Origin of the sequence: Photobacterium sanguinicancri, from assembly GCF_024346675.1 — a bacterium.
GTDB lineage: Bacteria > Pseudomonadota > Gammaproteobacteria > Enterobacterales > Vibrionaceae > Photobacterium > Photobacterium sanguinicancri.
Map to the genome: position 1 here is coordinate 3,064,013 of NZ_AP024850.1, position 23,140 is coordinate 3,087,152.

22 protein-coding genes are annotated in these 23,140 nt (G+C 43.7%); 5 read left to right on the plus strand and 17 right to left on the minus strand.

From position 1 onward, the window contains the following. Positions 1-46: 46 nt before the first annotated feature. A complete protein-coding gene (murJ, locus tag OCU87_RS14155; protein ID WP_062691280.1) occupies positions 47-1,606 on the minus strand; it encodes a murein biosynthesis integral membrane protein MurJ in 1,560 nt (519 codons plus the stop codon). Between the two features lie 210 nt (positions 1,607-1,816). Between murJ and rpsT the strand changes: the two genes are divergently transcribed. Continuing rightward, on the plus strand, positions 1,817-2,077 hold the full coding sequence (gene rpsT / locus OCU87_RS14160) for a 30S ribosomal protein S20 (RefSeq protein WP_062691279.1): 261 nt from the start codon (positions 1,817-1,819) through the stop codon (positions 2,075-2,077). Positions 2,078-2,156: 79 nt separating this feature from the next. On the opposite strand, the gene OCU87_RS14165 is transcribed toward rpsT, so the two are convergent. From OCU87_RS14165 to nhaA, 4 genes are all read right to left on the minus strand, one after another. Continuing rightward, entirely contained in the window at positions 2,157-2,450 is a 294-nt protein-coding gene (locus OCU87_RS14165; protein ID WP_062691278.1) for an ArsR/SmtB family transcription factor, read from the minus strand. Positions 2,451-2,541: 91 nt separating this feature from the next. Then, on the minus strand, positions 2,542-3,429 hold the full coding sequence (nhaR, locus tag OCU87_RS14170) for a transcriptional activator NhaR (RefSeq protein ID WP_062691277.1): 888 nt from the start codon (positions 3,427-3,429) through the stop codon (positions 2,542-2,544). Positions 3,430-3,557: 128 nt separating this feature from the next. Next, complete coding sequence (locus OCU87_RS14175) at positions 3,558-3,821, minus strand: hypothetical protein (protein ID WP_261857427.1); 264 nt, start codon at positions 3,819-3,821, stop codon at positions 3,558-3,560. A gap of 1 nt (position 3,822) precedes the next feature. After that, positions 3,823-4,980: a Na+/H+ antiporter NhaA gene (gene nhaA / locus OCU87_RS14180; protein WP_261857428.1), complete on the minus strand. Its 1,158-nt coding sequence runs from the start codon at positions 4,978-4,980 to the stop codon at positions 3,823-3,825. A 487-nt stretch (positions 4,981-5,467) separates the two neighbouring features. On the opposite strand from nhaA, the gene OCU87_RS14185 reads away from it, so the two are divergent. Next, positions 5,468-6,610 (plus strand): Na/Pi symporter, encoded by a 1,143-nt coding sequence (locus OCU87_RS14185; RefSeq protein ID WP_094955739.1) that lies wholly within the window; start codon positions 5,468-5,470, stop codon positions 6,608-6,610. Positions 6,611-6,779: 169 nt separating this feature from the next. Here OCU87_RS14185 and OCU87_RS14190 read toward each other — a convergent pair whose 3' ends face one another. The 5 genes from OCU87_RS14190 to rppH all read right to left on the minus strand — a co-directional run bounded on the left by OCU87_RS14190 (position 6,780) and on the right by rppH (position 12,284). Further along, positions 6,780-7,631: a thymidylate synthase gene (locus tag OCU87_RS14190; protein ID WP_261857429.1), complete on the minus strand. Its 852-nt coding sequence runs from the start codon at positions 7,629-7,631 to the stop codon at positions 6,780-6,782. A 183-nt stretch (positions 7,632-7,814) separates the two neighbouring features. Beyond that, positions 7,815-8,621 carry a prolipoprotein diacylglyceryl transferase gene (gene lgt, locus OCU87_RS14195; RefSeq protein WP_062691273.1) on the minus strand — a complete coding sequence of 269 codons (807 nt, stop codon included), beginning with the start codon at positions 8,619-8,621 and terminating at the stop codon, positions 7,815-7,817. A gap of 31 nt (positions 8,622-8,652) precedes the next feature. Further along, positions 8,653-9,456 carry a sulfite exporter TauE/SafE family protein gene (locus OCU87_RS14200; RefSeq protein ID WP_062691272.1) on the minus strand — a complete coding sequence of 268 codons (804 nt, stop codon included), beginning with the start codon at positions 9,454-9,456 and terminating at the stop codon, positions 8,653-8,655. Positions 9,457-9,465: 9 nt separating this feature from the next. Further along, positions 9,466-11,721, minus strand: a complete 2,256-nt coding sequence (gene ptsP / locus OCU87_RS14205) for a phosphoenolpyruvate--protein phosphotransferase (protein WP_261857430.1) — start codon at positions 11,719-11,721, stop codon at positions 9,466-9,468. Between the two features lie 41 nt (positions 11,722-11,762). Then, on the minus strand, positions 11,763-12,284 hold the full coding sequence (gene rppH / locus OCU87_RS14210; protein WP_062691271.1) for an RNA pyrophosphohydrolase: 522 nt from the start codon (positions 12,282-12,284) through the stop codon (positions 11,763-11,765). Positions 12,285-13,092: 808 nt separating this feature from the next. Between rppH and mutH the strand changes: the two genes are divergently transcribed. Continuing rightward, a complete protein-coding gene (mutH, locus tag OCU87_RS14215; protein ID WP_062691270.1) occupies positions 13,093-13,776 on the plus strand; it encodes a DNA mismatch repair endonuclease MutH in 684 nt (227 codons plus the stop codon). A gap of 22 nt (positions 13,777-13,798) precedes the next feature. Here the strand turns inward: mutH and OCU87_RS14220 are convergent, their stop codons facing one another. Then, positions 13,799-14,101: a DUF6482 family protein gene (locus OCU87_RS14220; RefSeq protein ID WP_062691269.1), complete on the minus strand. Its 303-nt coding sequence runs from the start codon at positions 14,099-14,101 to the stop codon at positions 13,799-13,801. Between the two features lie 232 nt (positions 14,102-14,333). Here OCU87_RS14220 and OCU87_RS14225 point away from each other — a divergent pair, with 232 nt between their 5' ends. Continuing rightward, positions 14,334-15,368: an NADP(H)-dependent aldo-keto reductase gene (locus tag OCU87_RS14225; protein WP_261857431.1), complete on the plus strand. Its 1,035-nt coding sequence runs from the start codon at positions 14,334-14,336 to the stop codon at positions 15,366-15,368. A gap of 90 nt (positions 15,369-15,458) precedes the next feature. Here OCU87_RS14225 and OCU87_RS14230 read toward each other — a convergent pair whose 3' ends face one another. Continuing rightward, positions 15,459-15,704 carry a hypothetical protein gene (locus OCU87_RS14230; protein WP_062691267.1) on the minus strand — a complete coding sequence of 82 codons (246 nt, stop codon included), beginning with the start codon at positions 15,702-15,704 and terminating at the stop codon, positions 15,459-15,461. Between the two features lie 407 nt (positions 15,705-16,111). Continuing rightward, on the minus strand, positions 16,112-16,993 hold the full coding sequence (locus tag OCU87_RS14235) for a LysR family transcriptional regulator (RefSeq protein ID WP_261857432.1): 882 nt from the start codon (positions 16,991-16,993) through the stop codon (positions 16,112-16,114). Between the two features lie 135 nt (positions 16,994-17,128). Between OCU87_RS14235 and OCU87_RS14240 the strand changes: the two genes are divergently transcribed. Further along, complete coding sequence (locus OCU87_RS14240; RefSeq protein WP_062691265.1) at positions 17,129-17,590, plus strand: PACE efflux transporter; 462 nt, start codon at positions 17,129-17,131, stop codon at positions 17,588-17,590. Between the two features lie 71 nt (positions 17,591-17,661). Here OCU87_RS14240 and OCU87_RS14245 read toward each other — a convergent pair whose 3' ends face one another. From OCU87_RS14245 to lysS, 4 genes are all read right to left on the minus strand, one after another. Beyond that, positions 17,662-19,005, minus strand: coding sequence for a sigma-54-dependent transcriptional regulator (locus tag OCU87_RS14245; protein WP_062691264.1), 1,344 nt, complete (start codon positions 19,003-19,005; stop codon positions 17,662-17,664). Positions 19,006-19,237: 232 nt separating this feature from the next. Beyond that, positions 19,238-20,512: a dicarboxylate/amino acid:cation symporter gene (locus OCU87_RS14250; protein ID WP_062691263.1), complete on the minus strand. Its 1,275-nt coding sequence runs from the start codon at positions 20,510-20,512 to the stop codon at positions 19,238-19,240. Positions 20,513-20,976: 464 nt separating this feature from the next. After that, a complete protein-coding gene (locus OCU87_RS14255) occupies positions 20,977-21,390 on the minus strand; it encodes a hypothetical protein (protein WP_062691261.1) in 414 nt (137 codons plus the stop codon). Between the two features lie 244 nt (positions 21,391-21,634). Further along, entirely contained in the window at positions 21,635-23,140 is a 1,506-nt protein-coding gene (gene lysS, locus OCU87_RS14260; protein WP_062691260.1) for a lysine--tRNA ligase, read from the minus strand.

Genomic DNA, 23,140 nt, shown 5'->3' on the forward strand with positions numbered 1-23,140 from the left:
ATTCATGATAAAAACTGGCGGATTATATACTACTCCGCCCTGTCAATCAGCTATCCGTGCGAAGATGATGAGGACGAATGCCTAAAATCATCACAATTACCAAGTAAACCGAGGCACCAACTGCGATTAATCCCGATAGCCACATGACACGATGGCTTAAGCTCCAGCTTAACCACTCGCTCATCGCAGGCATCAACCACAATAGCGATGCAACCATTGCCACACCACCAACCGCTAAGCGCGCCACAAACCATAAGGTTGTTTTGGTCACACGGTATACATTTGCCATGTGAAGGCCACGGTAAAGCAGTGCCGCATTCACTAGTGCCGATAATGCCGTCGCCATTGCTAAACCAACATAACCATAAAAATACGCAAAAATGGCATTAAAGAACATATTAGTAACCATCGCGATAATACCAAAACGTACAGGTGTTTTAGTATCTTGACGAGCGTAATAACCCGGTGCCAGCACTTTAATCAACATAAAGTTTAATAGGCCCGACGCGTATGCGAGTAGAGACAATGACGCTTGATGTACATCGTTCGGAGAAAACTCACCACGCATAAAAAGCACCATCAGCATCGGCTTCGCCAACACCATTAGTCCTAGCATCGCAGGGATCCCGAGTAGCAACACCATACGCACGCCCCAGTCCATCGTACTAGCAAACTGGCCTGACGTTTTTTCCACATGCTTTCGTGACAACGCAGGCAGAATAACGGTGGCAATCGCAATACCAAACAGACCCAACGGAAACTCTAATAAGCGGTCGGAATAATACAACCAACTGATAGAGCCAGTTGCTAGGAAGCTGGCAATAAAGGTATCGAACAATAAGTTGATTTGGCTAACAGACACACCAAACAGAGCTGGGATCATCAAGGTGCGAATCTTTTTCACGCCAGGATCATTCCAGCCCCATTGCGGCCGAACCAATGCCCCTTCTTTTATAAGAAAAGGAATTTGGAATAAGAATTGAATTAAGCCGCCGAGGAATACACCAATAGCCAAGCCGATTTCAGGCTGAGCTAACTGTGGTGATAAAAACCATGCACAACCAATAATGGCAACATTCAAGAAAACAGGGGTAAAAGAGGAAACCGCAAACTTACCTAAGGTATTAAGAATGGCGCCCGATAAAGCAACAAAAGTAATAAACCATAAATAAGGGAAAGTAATCTTCAGTAGCAAACTTGCCAATTCAAATTTAGGCGCCGCAGGGCCATCGTTTAACCAATCAATAAACCAGCCAGCACCGAACAATGCCGTGACAACGCCAGAACCTAATACTCCGACCAAAGTCACAATAGAGACAAGTACACCCAAGGTCCCTGATGCTTTTGCAATCAGCTGACGGGTTTTATCCATATCACCGGCGGCGTGGTATTCAGTCAATACAGGAACAAACGCTTGAGAAAAAGCACCTTCAGCAAACAGACGACGTAAGAAGTTGGGGATCTTATTCGCAAAGAAGAAAACATCGGCGGCAGCACCGGCTCCCATCAAGTTTGCAACCACGACATCTCGGACCAAACCGAGCACTCGAGAAACCAAAGTCATGGCGCTAACTATCAGTCCTGAGCGTAAAAGACGCTTACTCACAAAAAAACCTCATAAAAGATAGCCCAGAAAGGTGACTTACGGGGCGAAATGCTGGTAAAATCTGCCGCCATATTAACCGTGTTATTCCGTAAGTGCCAACTTCATGGGCTTGACGGTTATTTACACAAATCATTTGACAATCTTTCGCTTTGTTGGCATAGTCCTCGGCCTTAAATTGTCACCGTACCAAAGAATTTGGGAGTTACACCCTTGGCAAATATCAAATCTGCTAAGAAACGTGCACTAACTTCAGAAAAACGTCGCCAGCACAACGCTAGCCGTCGTTCTATGATGCGCACTTTCTTCAAAAAAGTTATCGTTGCTATTGAAGCAGGCAACAAAGAAGCTGCAACTGCTGCTTTCGTTGAAATGCAACCTGTTATGGATCGTATGGCTACTAAAGGCCTAATCCATAAAAACAAAGCTGCACGTCACAAAGCTCGCCTAGCGGCTAAAATCAAAGCTCTTTAATAGAGTCGAGATTTTACAGCGATAAAAAAAACCGGCACTTAGCCGGTTTTTTTGTGTATAGAATTTGCCATTTAAAAACTCAATGGCAATACATATCGTGCAGCAATTGAATCACAGCGCGTACTTCTTCGCTCTTCAAACGGTAGTACACTGTTTGTGACTCTTTTCGCGTCTCTACCAAACCATCACGCCTTAGCCATGCTAAGTGTTGAGATAATGCTGATTGGCTCAATTGGAGCTTCTCACACATCATTCCGACGGACATTTCCCCTTCTAGCAAGTAGCAAAGAATAAATAAACGCCTTTCGTTCGCCATGGCTTTGAGTAATACGACTGCTTGCCCAGCATTCTGCTCCATTCGTTGCAGATCCATATTCTCACCACTAATTTAAGTTAACGCTAATATACTTAAATATTAAGTGAGTTAACGGCAAAAATCCATGAAAAAGTCGTAGTAATTAGCGCTATTTAAACAACTTACCAAAGTTTGCTTCACATATCTTTTTCACCGCAGGGTGCATAATCATCCGTTCAGCAAAAATGACGTAATACTCTTCTTTGATTTCTTTCACCCGTTTTACTTCACGAATGTTGTTTGCTTCTTCAATTTCTTCCGCATAAATTGACGGTGCAACAAACATCGACTGATGGTAGGCACCAAACGCCTTCATCAATGCCGCATCATCAAATTCACCCAGAATATTTGGTGTGATCCCTTGCTGATCAAACCACTGATGTAATTTCCGCCCCATCGCAGTACGGCGACCAGGGATCAGTAATTTATAATCTTCAATACAGGCTGGGAAATGTAGCGTTTTTTCTGGCTTAGAGCAGAAAAAACTCATGCTCGATTCACCCAGCTTCTTACTGTAAAGGCCTGGGCTTTGGGTTGAATCAACCGGGCAGTCAGACAAAATCATGTCCAATTTATGCAGCGACAGTTGCTCTAACAACATTTCATGAGTGGACTCATAGCAGCGCAAGTGGATACGCTCATCTTCCGGAATACCTTCCAACAACACCTTACTGACTAAGCGCTTAGACAAAGCATCGGCTACGCCAACTTCCAGCAACTGATTTTCACGCTGTGTATAGTTAACGATATCCAGCATTTCGTAACTAAGATCAAACATTTTATCGGCATACTTAAAAACCAACTGTCCTAGCTCTGTTGGTTCAATATTACGCCCAACACGCTTTGTCAGCTTCCCTTTCATTCGTTCTTCTAACGCACGAATTTGTCCTGTCACCGTCTGTGGTGCGAGAAAAAGCGCATCAGCAGCCTTAGTCACTGAGCCTTGCTTGCACACCATCCAGAAGTAATACAGGTGGTTATAATTAAGATGAGACATCCGTTATTTCATTGCCATAATAAAAAACCCCAGACGTGCAGCTTACGCGGCACCTCTAGGGTCTTCAACTTAATCTGTTATTTTTCAAGCAATGGAAGCTGTTTTTAGCGAATCTGTGTCTTAACTACTCAGTTCGTTGCTTGGACAGACTTCTTTTCATCGACAAGGGTTTTACGATAACGCTCTCCAACTCGTTGCTCCAGTGCTCGGGAACGGAATGAGTCATCCTGTTCCGTCATCACCGTGGTCGTAGCAGCCTTACCATGGCTAACACCAGCTAAATAAGCCTGACAAAGTTCCGTTTCGCTATCCGTGGTGCAATTCGCATAATCTGGTACAGCTACAGCAGCTGACGACGCGAACACCATCGCAGTGAGAAGGTAACGTTTCATATTACGCCTCCGATTTAGGTAGCACGCGGTCTAGCATAATGTAGCCCACGATTGCCGCTACCGTTGACCCAACTAAAATACCTAAACGAGAATAAGTATTGAAGTCTGCTGGCGCACCAGCAAAAGCCAATGAAGAAATAAAGATCGACATGGTGAAACCAATACCACACAGCACCGACACTGCAAAAATATGCTTGAAGTTAATGCCGTCAGGTAGTATCGCTACACCGCTTTTTACTGCGACATAACTTGCAGTAAAGATCCCCAGTGGTTTACCAATGAACAGACCCAGAGCGATACCAACAGGTAACATGCCTGTCATACCTTCTACTGATACACCGTCCAAAGAAATACCTGCATTTGCAAAAGCAAACAGAGGAAGAATCAAGAAAGCAACGTATGGATGTAGTACATGCTCTAGGTGTTTAAGCGGTGAGTGCTTGTCTGAACGGCCATCTTTACCACTTAATGGAATCGCAAAGCCTAACACCACACCTGCAAGTGTTGCGTGCACACCTGATTTCAAGACGCTGAACCACAATATCGCACCCACAATTAAGTAGAGTGAGACTTTCGTGACATTTTTAGCGTTCATGATAAATAGTGCCGCTGTTGAAGCAAATGCCACAGCCAATGCCCAAGTAGACAAGTCGCTGCTGTAGAACAAAGCGATAATCACGATAACACCAAGGTCATCAATAATCGCCAGCGCTAACAGGAACACTTTTAAGCTAACGGGTACACGTTTACCCAGTAACGCCATAATACCCAATGCAAATGCAATATCAGTTGCAGCAGGGATCGCCCAGCCTGTAATCGCAATAGGATCAGAATAGTTAAATAGTACATACACTAACGCTGGTGCAACCATGCCGCCAACAGCTGCTAATGCAGGGAAAATCGCTTTTTCTTTCGTATTCAGCGCACCTTCAATAAGTTCGCGCTTTACTTCCAATCCGATAAGCATAAAGAAGATAGCCATTAAGCCATCATTGATCCAATGCTCTACAGATAGGCCAGCAACATAGGAATGAAGCGTACCTGAGTAAACTGATTGTAATGGTGAGTTCGCAATAACCATTGCGATAGCTGCTGCGATAATAAGGATAATACCGCCAGCAGACTCTAATTTTAAAAATTTACGAATAGCATCGGTCATTGACCGTCACTCCTTTGAACAAAAACAATTTTCACAAAATACATTGTGTTTCGTTAGTGTAATCGGCAATACAGCTTTCTGAGAAATCGTTTGTTTAGAGCTAATACATCGTAAATACCGAATAATTAGAGCCATAACCAAGTAATATCCGCAGAATAAATTTTCAGATAATCCGCAACTGTCATATTCCTCCACTACAAATACGAGTTTTCCTATTTTTTATTACTAATATTAATAATTCATTCAGGATAAAAACCTAAATCCTAACACCACTAAACATTCTCAAAAAACTATTTTAATCATACTGTTACACATCTATACCACCACTTCTGATTAAAAGCTGAATTTTCTCATCTCTCATAAAATAAGCACAAAAGTGCCTTGTAATTAAAAGTGTCATATTTCTGAAATATTAGCCCTCTACCATCGCGGCAGATTTCAACAAAATGACACCCAAACGACATCCTATTGTCATGGAGAAATGATTATGAATACCCAAGCCACTACTGCTGCGCCACAAAACAGCTCTATGCGTTGGGTCCGCTGGGCTAACCTAGCGTTCATGCTGTACATTCTGCTTGTTGCTGTATCTATGGTCAGCAGCGGCTTTAAATGGTCTGTTGGTGAACAAGCAAAAACTTTATTTGAATTTGCCTCTCACCCTGTAGCAGGCTTAATGATTGGCTTAGTAGCAACGGCGCTTATCCAATCTTCAAGCACGGTGACATCAATCATTGTAGGTCTAGTGGCAGGTGGTTTACCTGTAGAAACCGCGATTCCTATGGTTATGGGTGCCAATATTGGTACAACGTTAACCAACACCTTGGTAAGTTTAGGCCATGCGCGTTGTAAAGAAGAATTCCGTCGTGCCTTTGCAAGTGCAACCGTACATGACTTCTTTAACCTATTGGCTGTTTCTATCTTCCTACCGTTAGAAATGATGTTCGGCATACTAGACAAAATTTCAACGTGGTTAGTATCACCATTGCTGGATGCAGGCGACATGAGCATGAAGGGATTAAACTTCATGAAACCGCTGACTCAGCCTGCTGTTGACCTTGTAAAAGGCCCATTAAGCACATTTGGTAACATGGGTGGTGTTGCACTTATCGTTATCGGTATTGCGCTTATCTTTATTGCGATTACGGCAATGGGTAAACTTATGCGTAGCCTTATGGTTGGCCGTGCAAAAGACATCCTAAAGAGCGCAATTGGTCGTGGTCCGCTACATGGCATCGCATCAGGTACTGTTGTTACTATCCTTGTTCAGTCGTCTTCTACGACAACAAGTTTGATGGTGCCACTTGTAGGTACTGGTGTACTAAAAGTACGTGAAGTTTACCCTTTCACTTTGGGTGCAAACATTGGTACATGTATCACGGCGTTACTAGCAGCAACCGCTATCTCTGGTGATAACGCAGTATTCGCACTACAAATTGCATTAGTACACTTAGTTTTCAACATACTAGCAACTGTGCTTATCTTTGGTGTGCCATTCCTACGTGAATTACCGCTGAAAGGCGCATTCTACCTAGGTGACCTAGCAACCAAGAGCAAAGCAGCTGTATTTGGTTACATTAGTTTAGTGTTTGGTATTCTACCACTGACCATCCTAGGCCTAACGGCGTAAGTTTGATTCGTCAGTTACAATCTAGATAACAAACAAAAAGCCCCGTGAGATGATTCTCACGGGGCTTTTTTAATGATGATTAGTTAGAGCTGATAACGAATCTATTGAGGGGACTCTTAATGTACAGCTGCAACTTTCATTGCTTTACTCACACAAGCCCACTCAGCTTTTATACAGAAAATGGATATTTAATCGCTTCATGATGCTCATAACCCACGACTTCAAAATCATCCATTGTTACCCACGTTTCTAAATCTTCAAGCGATTTGATTTTAGGGTTGATGATTAATTGTGGTGATGCAAACGGCTCACGTTGAAGTTGAACATCACGCATAAGCTCTAATTGATCTTCATAAATGTGAGCATTAACAATTTTGTGGTACGCCTTACCTGCTTTCAAGCCTGTGATCTGCGCCATCAAGGCTAGCAAGGTGAATACCTGAATTTGATTGAAGTTTAGGCCTAGTGGCACATCGCATGAACGCTGGTAACTTGTGAGATGTAGCGTATCGCCAAGTAGCGAGAAGGTGTGGGTGTGCATACAAGGGCGAAGACAACCTAAATCAAATTCACCTAGGTTATAGAACGTCATAATTTCACCACGGTCATCAATGCCCTTTGAAAGGTTATCGACAATCTTACGCAGCTGATCGATAGTTGTACCATCAGGCTTTTGCCAACTACGACCTTGAACACCATATACTCGACCCATGTCGTCATGGCCTTTACGGTGCGGGTTATTCAACCATGCTTGGTTTTCATTGGCATTCATGTCCCAGGTTTTAGTCCCTAATGCACGAAAGTCAGCCGCGTTATCATATCCACGTAAGTAGCCCAATAACTCTGCAATCGCCGATTTCCAAAAGCTTTTGCGGGTGGTGATCAGTGGAAATTCATTATTGGCGACATCGAACGTTAAGTCAGCATTCACAACGGTTAAACAACGTTTGTTAGTGCGTTCGTTTTCAATCCAAACACCGTCGTCAACAATACGCTGACAGAGATCTAAATACTGCTTCATCGTTCTACTCGCTCGTCATTAAACCGAAAAGAATGCGAAAACACCTTCGGCTACTCGAAAAATTGTGGCCGATCTTACCAGAAATCGCGTTTGTTTTTTGAAGAAATACCATGTTCTCCTGAAAACCAGCCATAAAAAAAGCAGCTCTAATAAGCTGCTCTTTTCTTCTATTCAAGAGGGTGATTATGCAGTTTTACCTTTCGGCTGCATTTTATACGCCCATAACATCATTAACAGCCCACCGATCACCATAGGCAACGACAATATTTGGCCCATACTGATCCAACCGCCAAATAACCCAAGCTGCGCATCCGGCTCACGGAAGTACTCCACAATAAAGCGGAAGCTACCGTAACCAAATAGGAACAAGCCTGATGCTGCGCCCGCAGGACGTGGCTTACGGATAAAGAGATTAAGGATAATCAGCAGCACAACACCTTCAAGGAAGAATTCATACAGCTGTGAAGGGTGACGAGGCAGTGGCCCTCCCGTTGGGAAGACAATCGCCCAAGGCACATCACTCACTCGGCCCCAAAGCTCACCATTAATAAAGTTACCTAAACGGCCAACACCTAAACCAAACGGCACAAGTGGCGCGACAAAGTCTGCAACCCCAAAGAAAGTACGACCATTCTTATAGGCGTACCAGAACATTGCCGTGATCACACCAAGTAAACCACCATGGAAGGACATGCCTCCAGTCCATACTTGGAATAGGTAAAGAGGATTATCTAAGAACAAGCCAAAGTTATAAAACAGCACGTAACCAATACGCCCGCCAAGTACAACACCAAGAAAACCAGCAAACAATAAGTCGCTAACTTGCTCGCGTGTCCAACCGCTATTCGGTTTATCTGCACGACGGTTGGCTAACCACATAGCAAACACAAAACCGAGTAGGTACATTAATCCGTACCAGCGAATTGCTAGCGGACCAATTTCAATTAATATCGGGTCGATATTAGGGAATGTAAAAAATCCTTGGCTCATTCAAGTTATCTCATTGTGTTATTCAGCGGGATTAACCGATGAACATTTTGAAACTGATAAAAAGTAAAAAAACAGCGAATATTTTCTTTAACGTTGGCGTCGGCATTTTACTTACCAATGCTGCACCATAGCGGGTTGTTAACATTGATGTCGAGACGATCCCAATTAAAGCGGGTAAATAAACATAACCCACACTCATCGGGGGTAGCGCTTCATCTCCCACACCAGCTGCAATAAAGCCTAGCATACCGGCAACAGCAATAATTGCTCCAGCCAATGAAGCACTGCCAATCGCACGGCGCATTTCAAGACCATGCCAATTTAAATAAGGCACAGTAAGGGAACCACCACCAATACCGGCAAGGCTTGACACAACACCAATCACACCACCACTACAGATACATTTCGCCGAGCTAGGTAATGTGCGTTGGTGGGTCGAAAAACGAATCGACGCTAACATTTGCAAGGCAAGGAACAGGACTATCCCCGCAAAAATCTTTGGCAACAATGCCGCAGGGACAAGTTCAGCTATAATGCTGCCGCCCAAACCACCAAGCACAATACCTGGCGCCAGCATCTTTACCACTTTAAGATCAACGTTACCTAATCGCAGGTGATTACGCGCAGATGATCCCGATGTCAGCACGATACTGGCTAATGACGTTGCAAGTGCGATGTGCATGACCATGTCATTGGCAATACCAGCCTGCGGTAATAACCACACTAACGCGGGCACCACCAGCAAACCACCACCAATTCCTAACAAGCCAGCGAGTAAACCTACAACACTACCTAGCACCAAGCACATGGCAAACAGCCATAACGTGGATTCCATTTATTGACCCTACTTACCTGCACGAATAAAGCCGCCAAGACCTTTGTCTTCGACGAAACGAGTTGTTGTCGCTCTAACATCCGTCGCCAAAGACGACATCATTACTTGTTGCGTCAATGCCGACATTTCATCAGACGTGATCTGACGAAGGATATATTTAATTTTGGCTACGTTACGCGTATTCATACTCAGCGAACGATAGCCCATGCCCACCAGCAACAGCGCACCAACAGGATCACCTGCCAACTCGCCACACACACTAACAGGAATACCAAGTTGCTGACTAGACGTTAAAATATGCTTCAATGCATGTAAAACTGCAGGGTGTAATGCATCATAGACATTGGCAACCCGTGCATTGTTCCGATCAACGGCTAATAAATATTGGGTTAAATCATTACTTCCCACCGAAATGAAGTCTACTTTGCCTTTCAACGCCGGCAATTGATACAAAATTGAAGGCACTTCGATCATGATCCCTAAGCGAGGACGATGCAGTACTTTACCCTGTTGCTGCGCATGTTTGCTCACTTCCTCAAACGCACGTTCAATCAAAATAATCGATTCATCTAATTCAGCTACCCCAGAGATCATCGGTAGCAAAATATCCATATTATCTAAACCAATACTGGCTTTTAACATCGCCCGTACTTGGATCAAAAAGATTTCTGGATGATCCAAGGTAAATCGAATACCACGCCAACCGAGGAAAGGATTATCTTCTTCGATGGATAGGTAAGGTAGAGGCTTATCACCACCAATATCAAGGGTCCGCATCACCACTGGTTTATTCGGGTATAGCGCCAGAATAGAGCGATATTGTGCCGTTTGTTCTTCCTCAGAAGGGAAACTGCGCTGCAATAAAAAAGGGACCTCTGTCCGATATAAACCGACACCATCGACACCACGGTTTACAGCAATACTGGTATCGGCACTCAGACCTGCATTAAGGTGAACATAAACACGCTGGTTATCTTTGGTAACCGCACAATTAGCTAATGCACTTTCGACCGTTTTGTCTAACTCATTTTCTTCGCGTAATAAACGTCGGTATTCTTTTAATACATGGCGATTGGGATTCACCAAAAAATCCCCGCGATAACCATCAACAACCACTTGGCAGTTATGGATTTTCTCAGGGATAAAATCGACCCCCATAATCGCAGGAATACCGAGAGCGCGAGATAAGATTGCAGCATGTGAGTTCGCTGCACCTTCTTGTGCCACTACCCCTGCCAATTTATCGCGAGGAATGGTCGCCAACATTGCAGCAGTTAATTCTCGCGTTAACAGTACACGCGGTTCATCCCACTGATATTCAATGACATCTTCATTTTGCAAAAAGAACAACAGGCGCTGACCGAGCTCACGAATATCATGCGCACGCTCTTTGAGATACGCATCTTTCATATTAGAGAAACGAGTCGAATACGCTTCCACCACTTGACGGATTGCCCACTCAGCTTGATCACCCGATGCCACTTTCGCAAACAGATCTTTACGTAACATAGGATCATTGAGCAGATGGCTGAACAGATCAAAAATCGCCAATGTTTCTTTATGAAGCTCACTATCAAAACGTTTACGTAGCCGACGAAATTCATTACTCGCCAGATCAATTGCAATCGTAAGACGCTCTTTCTCATTATCTAAATTAAGTGAAGAGGCAGGTAATACGTGCTCTAAACGTGGCTGGTTATCATCCCACCATGCTTTCGCAACTGCGACCCCTTGCGACGAAGCAGAACCAATTAAATGCAAACCATCATGCTGATCTGGCCACATACCTTGTGCTTTAGCATGGGCAAGGATCACCGCGAGCTGCGCCGCGAGTGTCACCATGAAGGACTCTTCGCTTTCATCGAACTCACGGCGATCTTTTTGCTGAATAACCAGTACACCTAACACTTTACGCTGGTGCGTTATCGGGGTACCAAAGAAAGAACCAAAGTGCTCCTCTCCCGTACCAGGTAGGTGTTTAAATTGGGGATGCGATCGCGCATTGGCGATATTGATAGGTTCGGCACGACGGCCAACTAACCCGACTAAGCCTTCATCAAAACCCATGCCAACATGGTGTCGGGTTTTGACAAGGCCCTGCGTTGCCATCAAGGTGTATTCCTGACGTTTATAGTCAGCGATATACACCGAGCAACAATCGGTATTCATTGCCTGGCAGGTGCTGATCACTAACTGGTCGAGCGCATCGATCAGGGTTTCAGCACTGGCAACTTTTTCTACAATTTCTCTGAGCTGTGTCAGCATAAGCTGTTTTGCGCCTTACTTTAGAGTGGGCATCTGCAAGCTTAACGGCGACCCTTGTGACGCTTCACTCTACGCTCTTTACGTTCCTTAAATGGCATCGCCACTGCGGCAAATTCTTTTAGTGCACGTCGGTATACATCGCGCTTAAAAGACACCACCTGACGCACCGGATACCAATAACTGACCCATCGCCAACCATCAAATTCCGGCGTGCTCCCACGCTGCATATTCACCTTTGACTCATCGCATTCTAGGCTAAGCAAAAACCATTTTTGCTTCTGCCCGATACAAACGGGTTTCGAGTCCCACCGCACTAGACGTTTAGGCAATTTATAGCGCAGCCAATGGCGGCTGGAGGCTATGATCCTTACATCCTTTTTGGTAAGCCCTACTTCCTCATACAATTCTCGGTACATGGCTTGTTCTGGGGTTTCCCCTTCATCAATGCCACCTTGTGGAAACTGCCAAGAATGTTGTCCATATCGTCGAGCCCAGAATACCTGGCCGTGGCTATTACAGATAACTATCCCGACATTAGGACGGTATCCATCGCCATCTATCACTGGACGACCTCATTATAAATCTCTATTACGCCTGATTTTTTCATAGATCGGGCAAAAGGTTAACAAACATTCGAATTATTAACTGTTTTTTCCTACTTAGCACTCAGTTTCTGGATAACTCAACAATGGAGGTTGTTTTATAAACAGCTAAGTGAGAGGTAACCCACATTTATTCACTTTTTCTGTGGATAGATTTGTGAAGAAGCAGGCTTTACGTGAATAAAGCACCTTATCAACAATAAACAATCAAGTTCAAAAAACAAACGAATAATAATAAATAAAAATAAAAACATACACTTAACGCAGTTTTATTTATACAGTGAATAGACATCAAGTGACTAAAACACCATCAAAAACGGATTGGTCAAAGATCCATCAATTGTGGAATTATCCACATTACGGCAATCTTTGCAGTGGTAACAGCCTCGCCATATCGTTTAAAAACCCAACAAACCCCTGTGTATATATCCAGAAGCCAGTGTTGTATTTTTTTTAGGCAAAACTCCTGTGGATATCTTTCCTGCGGATCATGATAATGCCATTTATAGTCATAAATAAAAAAGTGAAAAACACGTCCCCCTTAACTCTATAACGTAATTTTTTACCTTAGTATCATGCAGTTAATATAAAACCAATAATCGATGGCACCGACACTCATCAAAAAAAATGCCTCGTAACATTAGGATCGTTCAAAGAACCACCATAACGCCACAAAGATCCAGCCACGCTTATCATCAATACGTCCGTCACTTATGATAAAATATTCACGTAACATCACCCGAAAATGTTAACTCTGAAGATGCCCAGTATGACGCGTATTTCTACCCCCTTACCACCCCAGACTGAACAAGAACTGCTTAGCCGCGCACAAGCGTTAGCTGGCCTAACACTCGGGGAACTTGCAGCCCAAGCAGGGATCATTCCGCCACCCGATCTGCGTCGAGATAAAGGTTGGGTTGGTCAGTTACTTGAGTGGCACTTAGGGGCAAGCGCGGGCAGCAAACCCGTTCCTGACTTTATCGAGTTAGGCATAGAGCTTAAAACTATTCCTATTGGCTATCACGGCAGACCATTGGAAACGACCTTTGTTTGTGTCGCACCACTGATTGGATTACATGGTTTAAATTGGGAAAACAGCCACATTCGACATAAATTGGCCAAGGTATTATGGGTGCCCGTCGAAGGGGAACGTGATATTCCGCTAGCGGATCGCCATGTTGGATCACCACTATTATGGCAACCATCAGAAGAAGAAGAGAACCAGCTTCGCCAAGACTGGGAAGAGCTCATGGACATGATTGTATTAGGCCAAGTAGAACTTATTACGGCTAAACATGGTGAAGTACTGCAATTACGCCCCAAAGCTGCCAATAATAAAGCACTAACGGAAGCGTACGGCGCCAATGGCCAACCAATAAAAACACTCCCTCGTGGTTTTTATATAAAGACTCACTTCACCGCAGCCATTCTCGCCAAACATTTCATCATCTAAACATGGCTCATTCGCTCTGACATTACAGAGTAATCGTCATGTCTTGGTGACAACAAGATAGTTGATTATCAGATGAAAATTCATCATAAGGGTCAATGACTCGTAGCGTTACAGTATCTATCCCTAAAGGTTTTAAAAGCTCACCAACTTGCTCCATATTCCGAAATGTGAGCATGCCATCTGCGTCATCTTTTAATGGTACTAACTGGTGCTTAAACTCAATCTCCATCAAGTAATCCGCCATACCAGCATGACTTGTTACGATACATTTCGGTTTGGGTTGTTCCGGCGATTTCAGCCAGTGCTTTAGCTGCGTTAACTTCATCAGTCGCATCCTGTCGATTGTGCATGAGTTTAACTATGTGTCACATTCCCTCACTCAGCAAGTAAATGGCGGTCGACTTCTGCATAAACTCCCGTTAAGTTAATAAGATATACCCTGCCAACAAATGCTATTTCGCTTGCACGCTAGGGTGATACTACCTCACCGCCTGTTGAACAACCGCAGGGACAGTGCATGCAGCATATTTATGGTACTTGCAGTCCAAGGAGGGCTAATGAAATATCACCGCATTCCCCATTCCTCACTAGAAGTCAGCAAGATTTGTCTTGGCACCATGACTTTTGGTGAACAAAACACAGAATCAGAAGCACATAACCAACTCGATTTCGCCTTTGAGCGCGGGATAAATTTTATTGATACAGCTGAAATGTACCCAGTCCCTCCCAATAAAGAAAGCCAAGGGTTAACAGAAACCTATATTGGCAATTGGCTTGAAAAGACCGGACTACGCAGTAAAGTAATATTGGCAACGAAAATCGCCGGGCCACGTAACCTACCGTATATCCGCGATAATATGGCACTTGATCACCGTAATATTCATGATGCCGTAGATGCCAGCCTTAAACGCTTAAAAACAGATTACATCGACCTATACCAACTGCATTGGCCGCAACGAGAAACCAACTGCTTTGGTCAACTGAACTATGAATATAAAGAAGATAATTCAGGCGTGACTATTCTGGATACGCTAGAAGCATTGGCTGAATTACAACGAGCTGGGAAAATTCGCTACATTGGCCTCTCCAATGAAACGCCTTGGGGCGTAATGTCCTTCCTAAAATTGGCCGAGAAACACAATCTTCCCCGCGTGATCTCAATCCAAAATCCTTATAGTTTGCTCAACCGCAGTTTCGAAGTCGGGCTCTCTGAAATTAGCCATCACGAAGGTGTTGAGCTCTTAGCCTACTCACCACTAGCATTTGGGACGCTAAGTGGTAAATACCTCAACGGTGCTAAGCCTGCAGGAGCACGGTGTACTTTATTCGAGCGTTTCTCACGTTATTTCAACCCACAAGGCGTCGCCGCAACACAAGCCTATGTCGACATTGCCCATAAACATGGGCTCGATCCTGCACAAATGGCATTAGCTTTTGTTAATCAACGTCCTTTTGTAGCATCAAACATCATTGGTGCAACAAACCTAGAGCAACTTGATGCAAATATTAATAGTGTCGATTTAGTACTGACGGATGCTGTTATGGCGGATCTGGCTCAAGTTGGTATTCAATACTCCAACCCATGCCCATAAAAAAATCCCCGCAAAAAGCGGGGGATCTTATTGACCGATTAAATTAGCTTAGCCCTGCCATTTTCCAACGTAATAACGACAGGGCTGCTATTACGTGAGCTGTCTGGATCGAAACTCTCGTCGGAGGTGGCGTGTTTTACGTTGAGCAAGAGATGCCCCAAACTCAACCTCTAGACGACGATCTTTACCGATACCGATATCTCTTAGCAAGTGATCAGTAAGGTGTGGAAAATCCACTTCAATTCGACGATTTGCGTGTCGCCATGCTTGTTGCTCACGGTGAAGATCAGCACGAACTAATAGTACAGCTAGGCGTAAATAAACGGATTGGCGCATAATTTAACTCTCCATTGTTAATATTGGAGGGTCACAGATGCTGACGAGATCAAACTTTTACTGCAAGTAACCGCGACAGTATCCGCGGCCCTGAGTTACAGCGGATGGCTGTTATTGTGTTGAATTTTTTGAAGTATCACTAAAGTGCGCACGACATGTATGCATCGGGAAAATAATCATGGTCGCCTCCTAGTGAATGTGTGGGTAGGTGTTAAAGATGTGTAAATTTTAACCACTACAGAGAATTAAACAAGTACAAATATTCATCAAAATGAATAAAGCATTTTTATGCTACTTACAGTAAGTATCAGCATTATTTATACCAATAAATCATCAATCAAGCCTAAAAAAGCAGCATAATAAAATCAATCACTCTATCTTATTCCTGGCTGTTCTAACGAAAAGCCTCACTGTAATTGAATTTCTTTCAACAAAGATAACAATACTTTAGATGCAGGGCCCATCGCTTGTTGATTGGAATAAGCCACATCAACCGATTGGCGCCACCCATCAATATCCATCTTAGTGACTAATTCTGTGAGTAAGCCTGATTGGATCAGATCGCCCACAATGTTGCGTGGCAGCACAGTCCAGCCAATGCCACTACTCACCAACAGCATGGCTGAAAGCGCACTGTCTGTGACCCACATTGAATCAGAGAGTTGCCAACGATGCGCTAACTTACGATAACGACCACTTAATAAGATTTGTCGATGTTCCTTCAAGTGATGCCAGTCAATTTCCAAGATACTGGCCAGCGGGTGGGATGGCGCAACAAGGTGACACATCTCAAGTTGACCAATGCCATAAAAATCAAAACCTTCAACCAAGCCATCCAACTGGATCATTAATGCTAGCTGCGCACGCCCAGTATTGAGTAACTCTAAAATATCGCCTTCGGCTGCATTCAGTATTTCCAGTTCAACCATTGGATACTGCACTTCAAAAGCTTTAAGCTGATCGGCCAATGCTTGAGTCATGGTCATAGACTCTACCGCTAGCGTAATTTTTGTTTCTATCCCAGATTGAAACTCTTCTGCACTTGCTAGAAAGCTGCCGCACTGCTCCAATATATGACGCGCTTTAATCAATAAAGCATCACCATGCATCGTCAACGTTGGTGAGCGGCGACTTCGATCAAATAAAATTAAGTTGAGATCCGCTTCTAAATTAGCAACCGCAGCACTGACAACTGACTGTGCTTTACCTAAACGCCGCGCGCCAGCCGAAAACGACCCCGATTCAGCAGAGGCCACAAAGGCTTCTAACTGCTCTAAAGAAAACTGCATTATATGCCCACTCCAACCTATCGTATTTAACGATAGTAACTAACTTTAATCTTCCGTTAAAGCCGTTATTATTAGCCATACCAAAGCGAAAAAGCGCCGCAACCTAAGATATAATCCAGATAGTGAGAACAAACTATGCGTACCACATTAGACAGAATTCGCCACACCATAGGTTTTGAAGTGATAGCCTTACTCCTTATTACTTTCGTGGTAAGCCACCTTGTAGGTTTAGATCCAAAGCGCATGGGTGTAATGGGATTAGGGTTCTCCATCATTGCGACAGGGTGGAACTACGCCTATAACTTAATGTTCGATAAGTCCATGCTGAAACGCTTTGGCACGACAGTGAAAACGGCCAAAATTCGTATTATTCATGCGATTATTTTTGAGCTGTGTCTGTTAGTGATCACCCTACCTGTTATGGCATGGTGGTTAAATATGACGTTATACGACGCTTTAATCTTAGATCTGGGTATGGTGATCTTCTTCTTATTTTATGCTTATGGCTATAACTTGGCGTACGATAAGTTATTTCCAATTCATGAATCAGCGGCCATTGAAACACCAACTAACGAGCCGCAATTTACCAATCACTAAAACGGCGGCTCAGTCTACGAAAACGAAAAAAGCGCATAATGCGCTTTTTTCGTATCTATCAGACAAGATAATCATGCCGTGCTCTGACGAAAGTTTTTCGGTGACGTGATCAGATCATGTTTATTCAATAAACGGTACATGGTTGCTCTTGATACACCGAGCTCACGTGCCGCCGCTGAAATCTGCCCTTTATTATTTTCCAAGACCGCTAATAAAGCACTGCGTTCCGATTCTTCCCGAATTTTTTTCAAGCTTTGCTTATCATCAACCAAGCGAGGTATGTCGAGTTGATCGGCTTCAAGCGTTGGTTGCTCAGCAAGTAACACAGCTCGTTTAACTTGGGTCAATAATTCTCGAACATTCCCTGGCCACAAATAGGTTTGCAGCATACGAATGGCTTCTTCTGAAAACTGACGAGCGACACTGTTGTACTGACGCGCAAATTTCAGCAAGAAGAAATTGGCTAAATCGACAATATCTTGCTGCCTTTCTCGTAATGCAGGCACCGCTAAGTTCAGCACATTTAAACGATAGTACAAATCTTTACGCAGCTTGCCTTCCGTTAACAGCTCTTCAGGATCATGTCGGGTGGCCAATATTAATCGAATATCACCACCGACGAGACGACCACACTGTGTGGTGAATTCACCGTCTTCGATAAATTGCAGTAGCTCTCGCTGGCGCGCATCGCTTAGATCTGCGATCTCATCTAAATACAATACACCGTCTTTTGCTGCAGCAAGAATACACTTCATCTCATCGCTGTCAGTCTCTTGTTGCAGCAACCATGATGATGTCAGCTGCTGACAAGCAATACGGATAAAGCCAGCCCGTGCCCTTTTTGATGCTTGGAAAATAGCTTGTGCCGCTAACTCTTTACCTGTCCCTACTTCACCTTGAATGAACACTGGCACATCAGTTGCAGCGACACGCCGCACCTGATGGCGCAGTTTTTTCATGCTATCGCTATCACCTTGTAGCCCCAAGTGACCAAACTGACCTAACTGAGGCCAAATTTTCCGCTCTAATTGCAGCATACCGCTCTGGTGACCGATAGTTTTTTGCAACTGAGAGATAGGTAATGGTGCAGTGAAATAATCAATGCAAAAGTTGACAATAAATTGGCAAATCGCATCTGACTTTAACTGGTCATCTCGCACTAACGCTAACCAACGCACTTGTTTATTACGATTAACTAATGCAGCAATACCCTGCAAACTAAAGTCATCTTGGCTAAGATCGATCACGCCAATACATGGGCCTACATCAATCAATAAACCTTCCGCCGCACGCAAATCATAGCAACGATGACACATCCAGCCAGCCTGCTCCAGTGTGGAAAGCCACTCTGCTTTCCCGCCACCAAAGACCACTAATGCACCAGGGTCTGAACTCATGAATAATGCGCTCCCCATTTTTTTCGCCTTATATCTTAACTGCTTATTACCCGAAACCTTAAGTGCTGAGAGCACAATATTGCCAATTATCGGACAAGATGTAGTTGATGATATATGGCACAATTAAATAAATGCAACATGTTTACTATAGTTAAGATTGTACTTGATGCAATTTCATATAAAACGGAGAGGTTATACGCAAAAAGCGCCCAGTAGGCGCTTTTATATTCAGAGTGAGGTTTGCGGTAATTTAGCTAACGGTTACTGTTTCACCGTTTTCTTCCGCTTGTTCTACACCAATTTCATTCTCACTTTTCGCGACAATCGTATTAACGGCTGTATCACCGACCACGTTAGAGCTGGTACAGAACATATCGTTGATACGGTCAACAGCGGCGATAATAGCAAGACCTTCAGGTGGTAAACCTAGTTGGTGAAGTAGTACACCGACCATCACAACACCGCCACCAGGAACACCACCAGCACCAATAGACAGTAATAAAATAGTTAACCCTAGTGTAAATAAGTCTGCTGAATTAATTGGTTGACCAAAAGCATTGGCCACAAAAATAGTCGCAAGCGCAATGTAAATAGAGACACCAGACATGTTCATTGTTGCGCCAAGTGGAACACCAAATCCTGCTACTGATTTCGATACACCAATTTTATCTGTAAGCGTACGCATGGTGACTGGGATAGTCGCATTCGAACTTGCAGTTGATAGTGAGAACAAGATTTGCTCACGAATATGGCGTAGGAAAGTCGATGGCTTAATACCCGTCGCTAGACCCACCATCATTGGGTAGAAGAAGAAGATCCAGAACACCAGCATGGCAACGACAAGGCCAACATAACCCGCTACTGACATCAAAGTGTTTGCATCCAGTGTTGCGCCAAGTTGAATCATCAAAGCAAATACACCGTATGGTGCCAGGCTCATTACCAAGCCAATCAGCTTCATCATGATCTCATTTGCCATTTTGAAGGTTTTGATTGCTGGGCCACCACGCTTATCCAATGCTTGGATAGCTAGACCGGTCAAAATAGCCATGAAGATGATTTGTAACATGTCGCCACTCGCAAACGCCTGAACAGGGTTACTAGGGACAATGTTAACAATCAAAGAGAAGATATCCGGCGTTTCGGTAGTGGTCAGTTCAACCGCTTCCGATACTGTGCCCGCTAAGTTCGCATCAGCGCCTGGCTGGAAAATCATACCAACCGTTAAGGCTGCTGTAATCGCGATGATGGTATTAATAATGTAAAGACCAAAGGTTTTACCACCAAGTCGACCAAATGCCGTTATGTCTTTTAACTCCACGATGCCACACACAATCGACACATATACGAGTGGAACTACAAGCAGTTTAATCAATGAAACAAACATACCGCCAGCGCCTTCCGCTAAGCCAAGTACATAAGTGTCCATTAAGGTTACGCCGCTAAATAGGTACTGGATAGCCGTACCAATAATCAAGCCAGCAAATAGGCCTGTGAATATCTTTCCTGATAGCGATTTGTTCATCGTCCATCTCCAGTTGGTTATGCTTGTTAATAGTTTGTGTACTACCTAGTCTCACTGTTCCCCGTGAGTTCAGCGACATTTTACATAGATGGACTGAACTGAAAAGCATGAATTTTACATTTTGGATACATTCACTCATCAATTTTAAACACTGCCAAACTGAGTTTTTGGTAGCATAAAAAACTAAAGTCATGCTAAATCGGTAACTTATCAATAAACACTTGTATGAATTAGCCAGTGTTTTGGAGGGGAGCGACGCGCACGCTAAATGTTTCATAGTGTGAATGCAGTCACACCTGAAATTCACTATTGGAATAAAAGAAAACTATTTAAGACTAAAAGAAATAAAGTTTGGCTATGAGGCAAATATGAAACTTGCCTCATTTATTGAGGAGAGAGCTCGAGTACTGGTCGCTTTACGATATATCCCGCTACCAGTGATTTCAATCAGTAAGAATAAGCAATTACTTATTTAACTTGATATAAGTTTGACAAGATTGATGGGTAAGAACTTCTGTCGTGAAGCCACCACTCCCTGCATACCAATAGCGTAACCCCATTCCTTCAGACAAAGGCGCTTCATAGTTTTCACATGCTTGAGGAAACAGATCTTTCTTTAAACTACGAGGGTCAAAATTCCATGACCAACGGGCATTCTGAAGCTGGACGACCACGGTTAATAAGGCATTTGTTGGATCATATTGAAACGTCATATTACCACCGCGAAAAGGGGATGCTGGCACATCATTCAGGGCGATCAAATCTTGCTCATAGTTCGACGGTACCGTACCAATAAAATCAGAAGGTGGTGGCGTTAACTTTGCCGTCGAGCAACCAGCTAATAAAACCGCGCTTAAACACAACGCATACTTTTTCATGTATAAGATCCATTCACTATCGTAATTAACACCTTTCTATCTGATAAATAAAGATAAAAAGGCAATTCAGGTTATTTCATCACAATAATACAAGATTCAAAATTAATATGCCGCAATGAAATAGCAAAAGTTTGCTCGCAATGGCATTTATAGGCATTAGGTTTTGTCAGTGTTTGACAGACGAAAAAAAAACCACCTCGAAAGGTGGTTTCTTACTGTCAGCCAATGGCTACTAAACAAACAATTAGTTTGCTTGAGGACGCATCGCTGGGAACAGAATTACGTCACGAATAGTATGCGTATTCGTAAATAGCATTGCTAGACGGTCGATACCGATACCTTGACCAGCCGCTGGTGGTAGGCCGTGCTCTAGTGCAGTGATGTAGTCTGCATCGTAGAACATTGCTTCGTCATCACCTGCATCTTTCGCATCAACCTGCGCTTTGAAGCGTTGGTCTTGGTCTTCTGCATCGTTAAGCTCAGAGAAACCATTTGCAACTTCACGGCCACCGATGAAGAACTCAAAGCGGTCAGTGAAGAATGGGTTGTCATCGCTACGACGTGCCAGTGGAGAAATGTCCGCTGGGTAACCTGTAATAAATGTAGGCTGGATCAGTTGTGGCTCTGCCGTTTCACCGAAGATTTCTTCAAGTAGCTGACCACAGGTCCAGAAAGTTTCCACATCAACATGAACAGATTTCGCAATCTTAACCATAAGGTCACGATCTTGAACACCTTCTTCCGTTAGCGCTTGGATTTCTGCGTGTTCAGGGTTGTAGTGCTTGATAGCATCTAGCATCGTCATACGTGCGTATTGACCACCAAACTCAACCATTTCGTCACCGTAAGGCATTGCAGACGAACCAAGAACTTCTTTAGCAACAGAAGATAGCATCTCTTCAGTTAGATCCATCAGATCTTTGTAATCTGCGTACGCCATGTAGAATTCCATCATAGTGAATTCTGGGTTATGACGTGGCGATAGGCCTTCGTTACGGAAGTTACGGTTGATTTCGAATACACGCTCAAAACCACCAACAACTAGACGCTTAAGGTAAAGCTCAGGCGCAACACGTAGGTACATGTCGATATCTAGTGCATTGTGATGAGTAACGAAAGGACGAGCCGTTGCGCCACCAGGGATCACGTGCATCATTGGTGTTTCAACTTCCATGAACTGCTTAGAGACCATGAAGTTACGAATAGCCGTTACTAGTTTAGAACGAATAATAAACGCGGTACGAGAGTCATCGTTAACAATAAGGTCAACGTAACGCTGGCGGTAACGCATTTCTTGGTCCGTTAAACCATGGAACTTCTCTGGTAGTGGACGAAGTGCTTTTGTTAGCAGCTCGTACTCTTCCATGTTCACGTAAAGATCGCCTTTACCTGATTTGTGAAGCGCACCTTTAACACCGATGATGTCACCGATATCAAGACCTGAAAGGTTCTCTTTCAGTTCTTTTTGAACGTCTTTTGAAGCGTATGCTTGAATGCGGCCAGATACATCTTGAATTGCTAAGAATGGACCACGTTTAGCCATAATACGGCCTGCGATTGCAACAACGTTGTTTGCTTCTTCTAGCTCTTCTTTGCTTAGCTCACCGTATTTAGCCTGCAGATCAGCCGATAGGCTGTCGCGACGGAAATCATTGGGGTGACCGTTTGCTTTGCAGTTTTTGCGAATCATGTCTAGCTTCGCACGACGTTCAGCAATCAGCTTATTTTCATCTTGTAATTGATCAGTCAT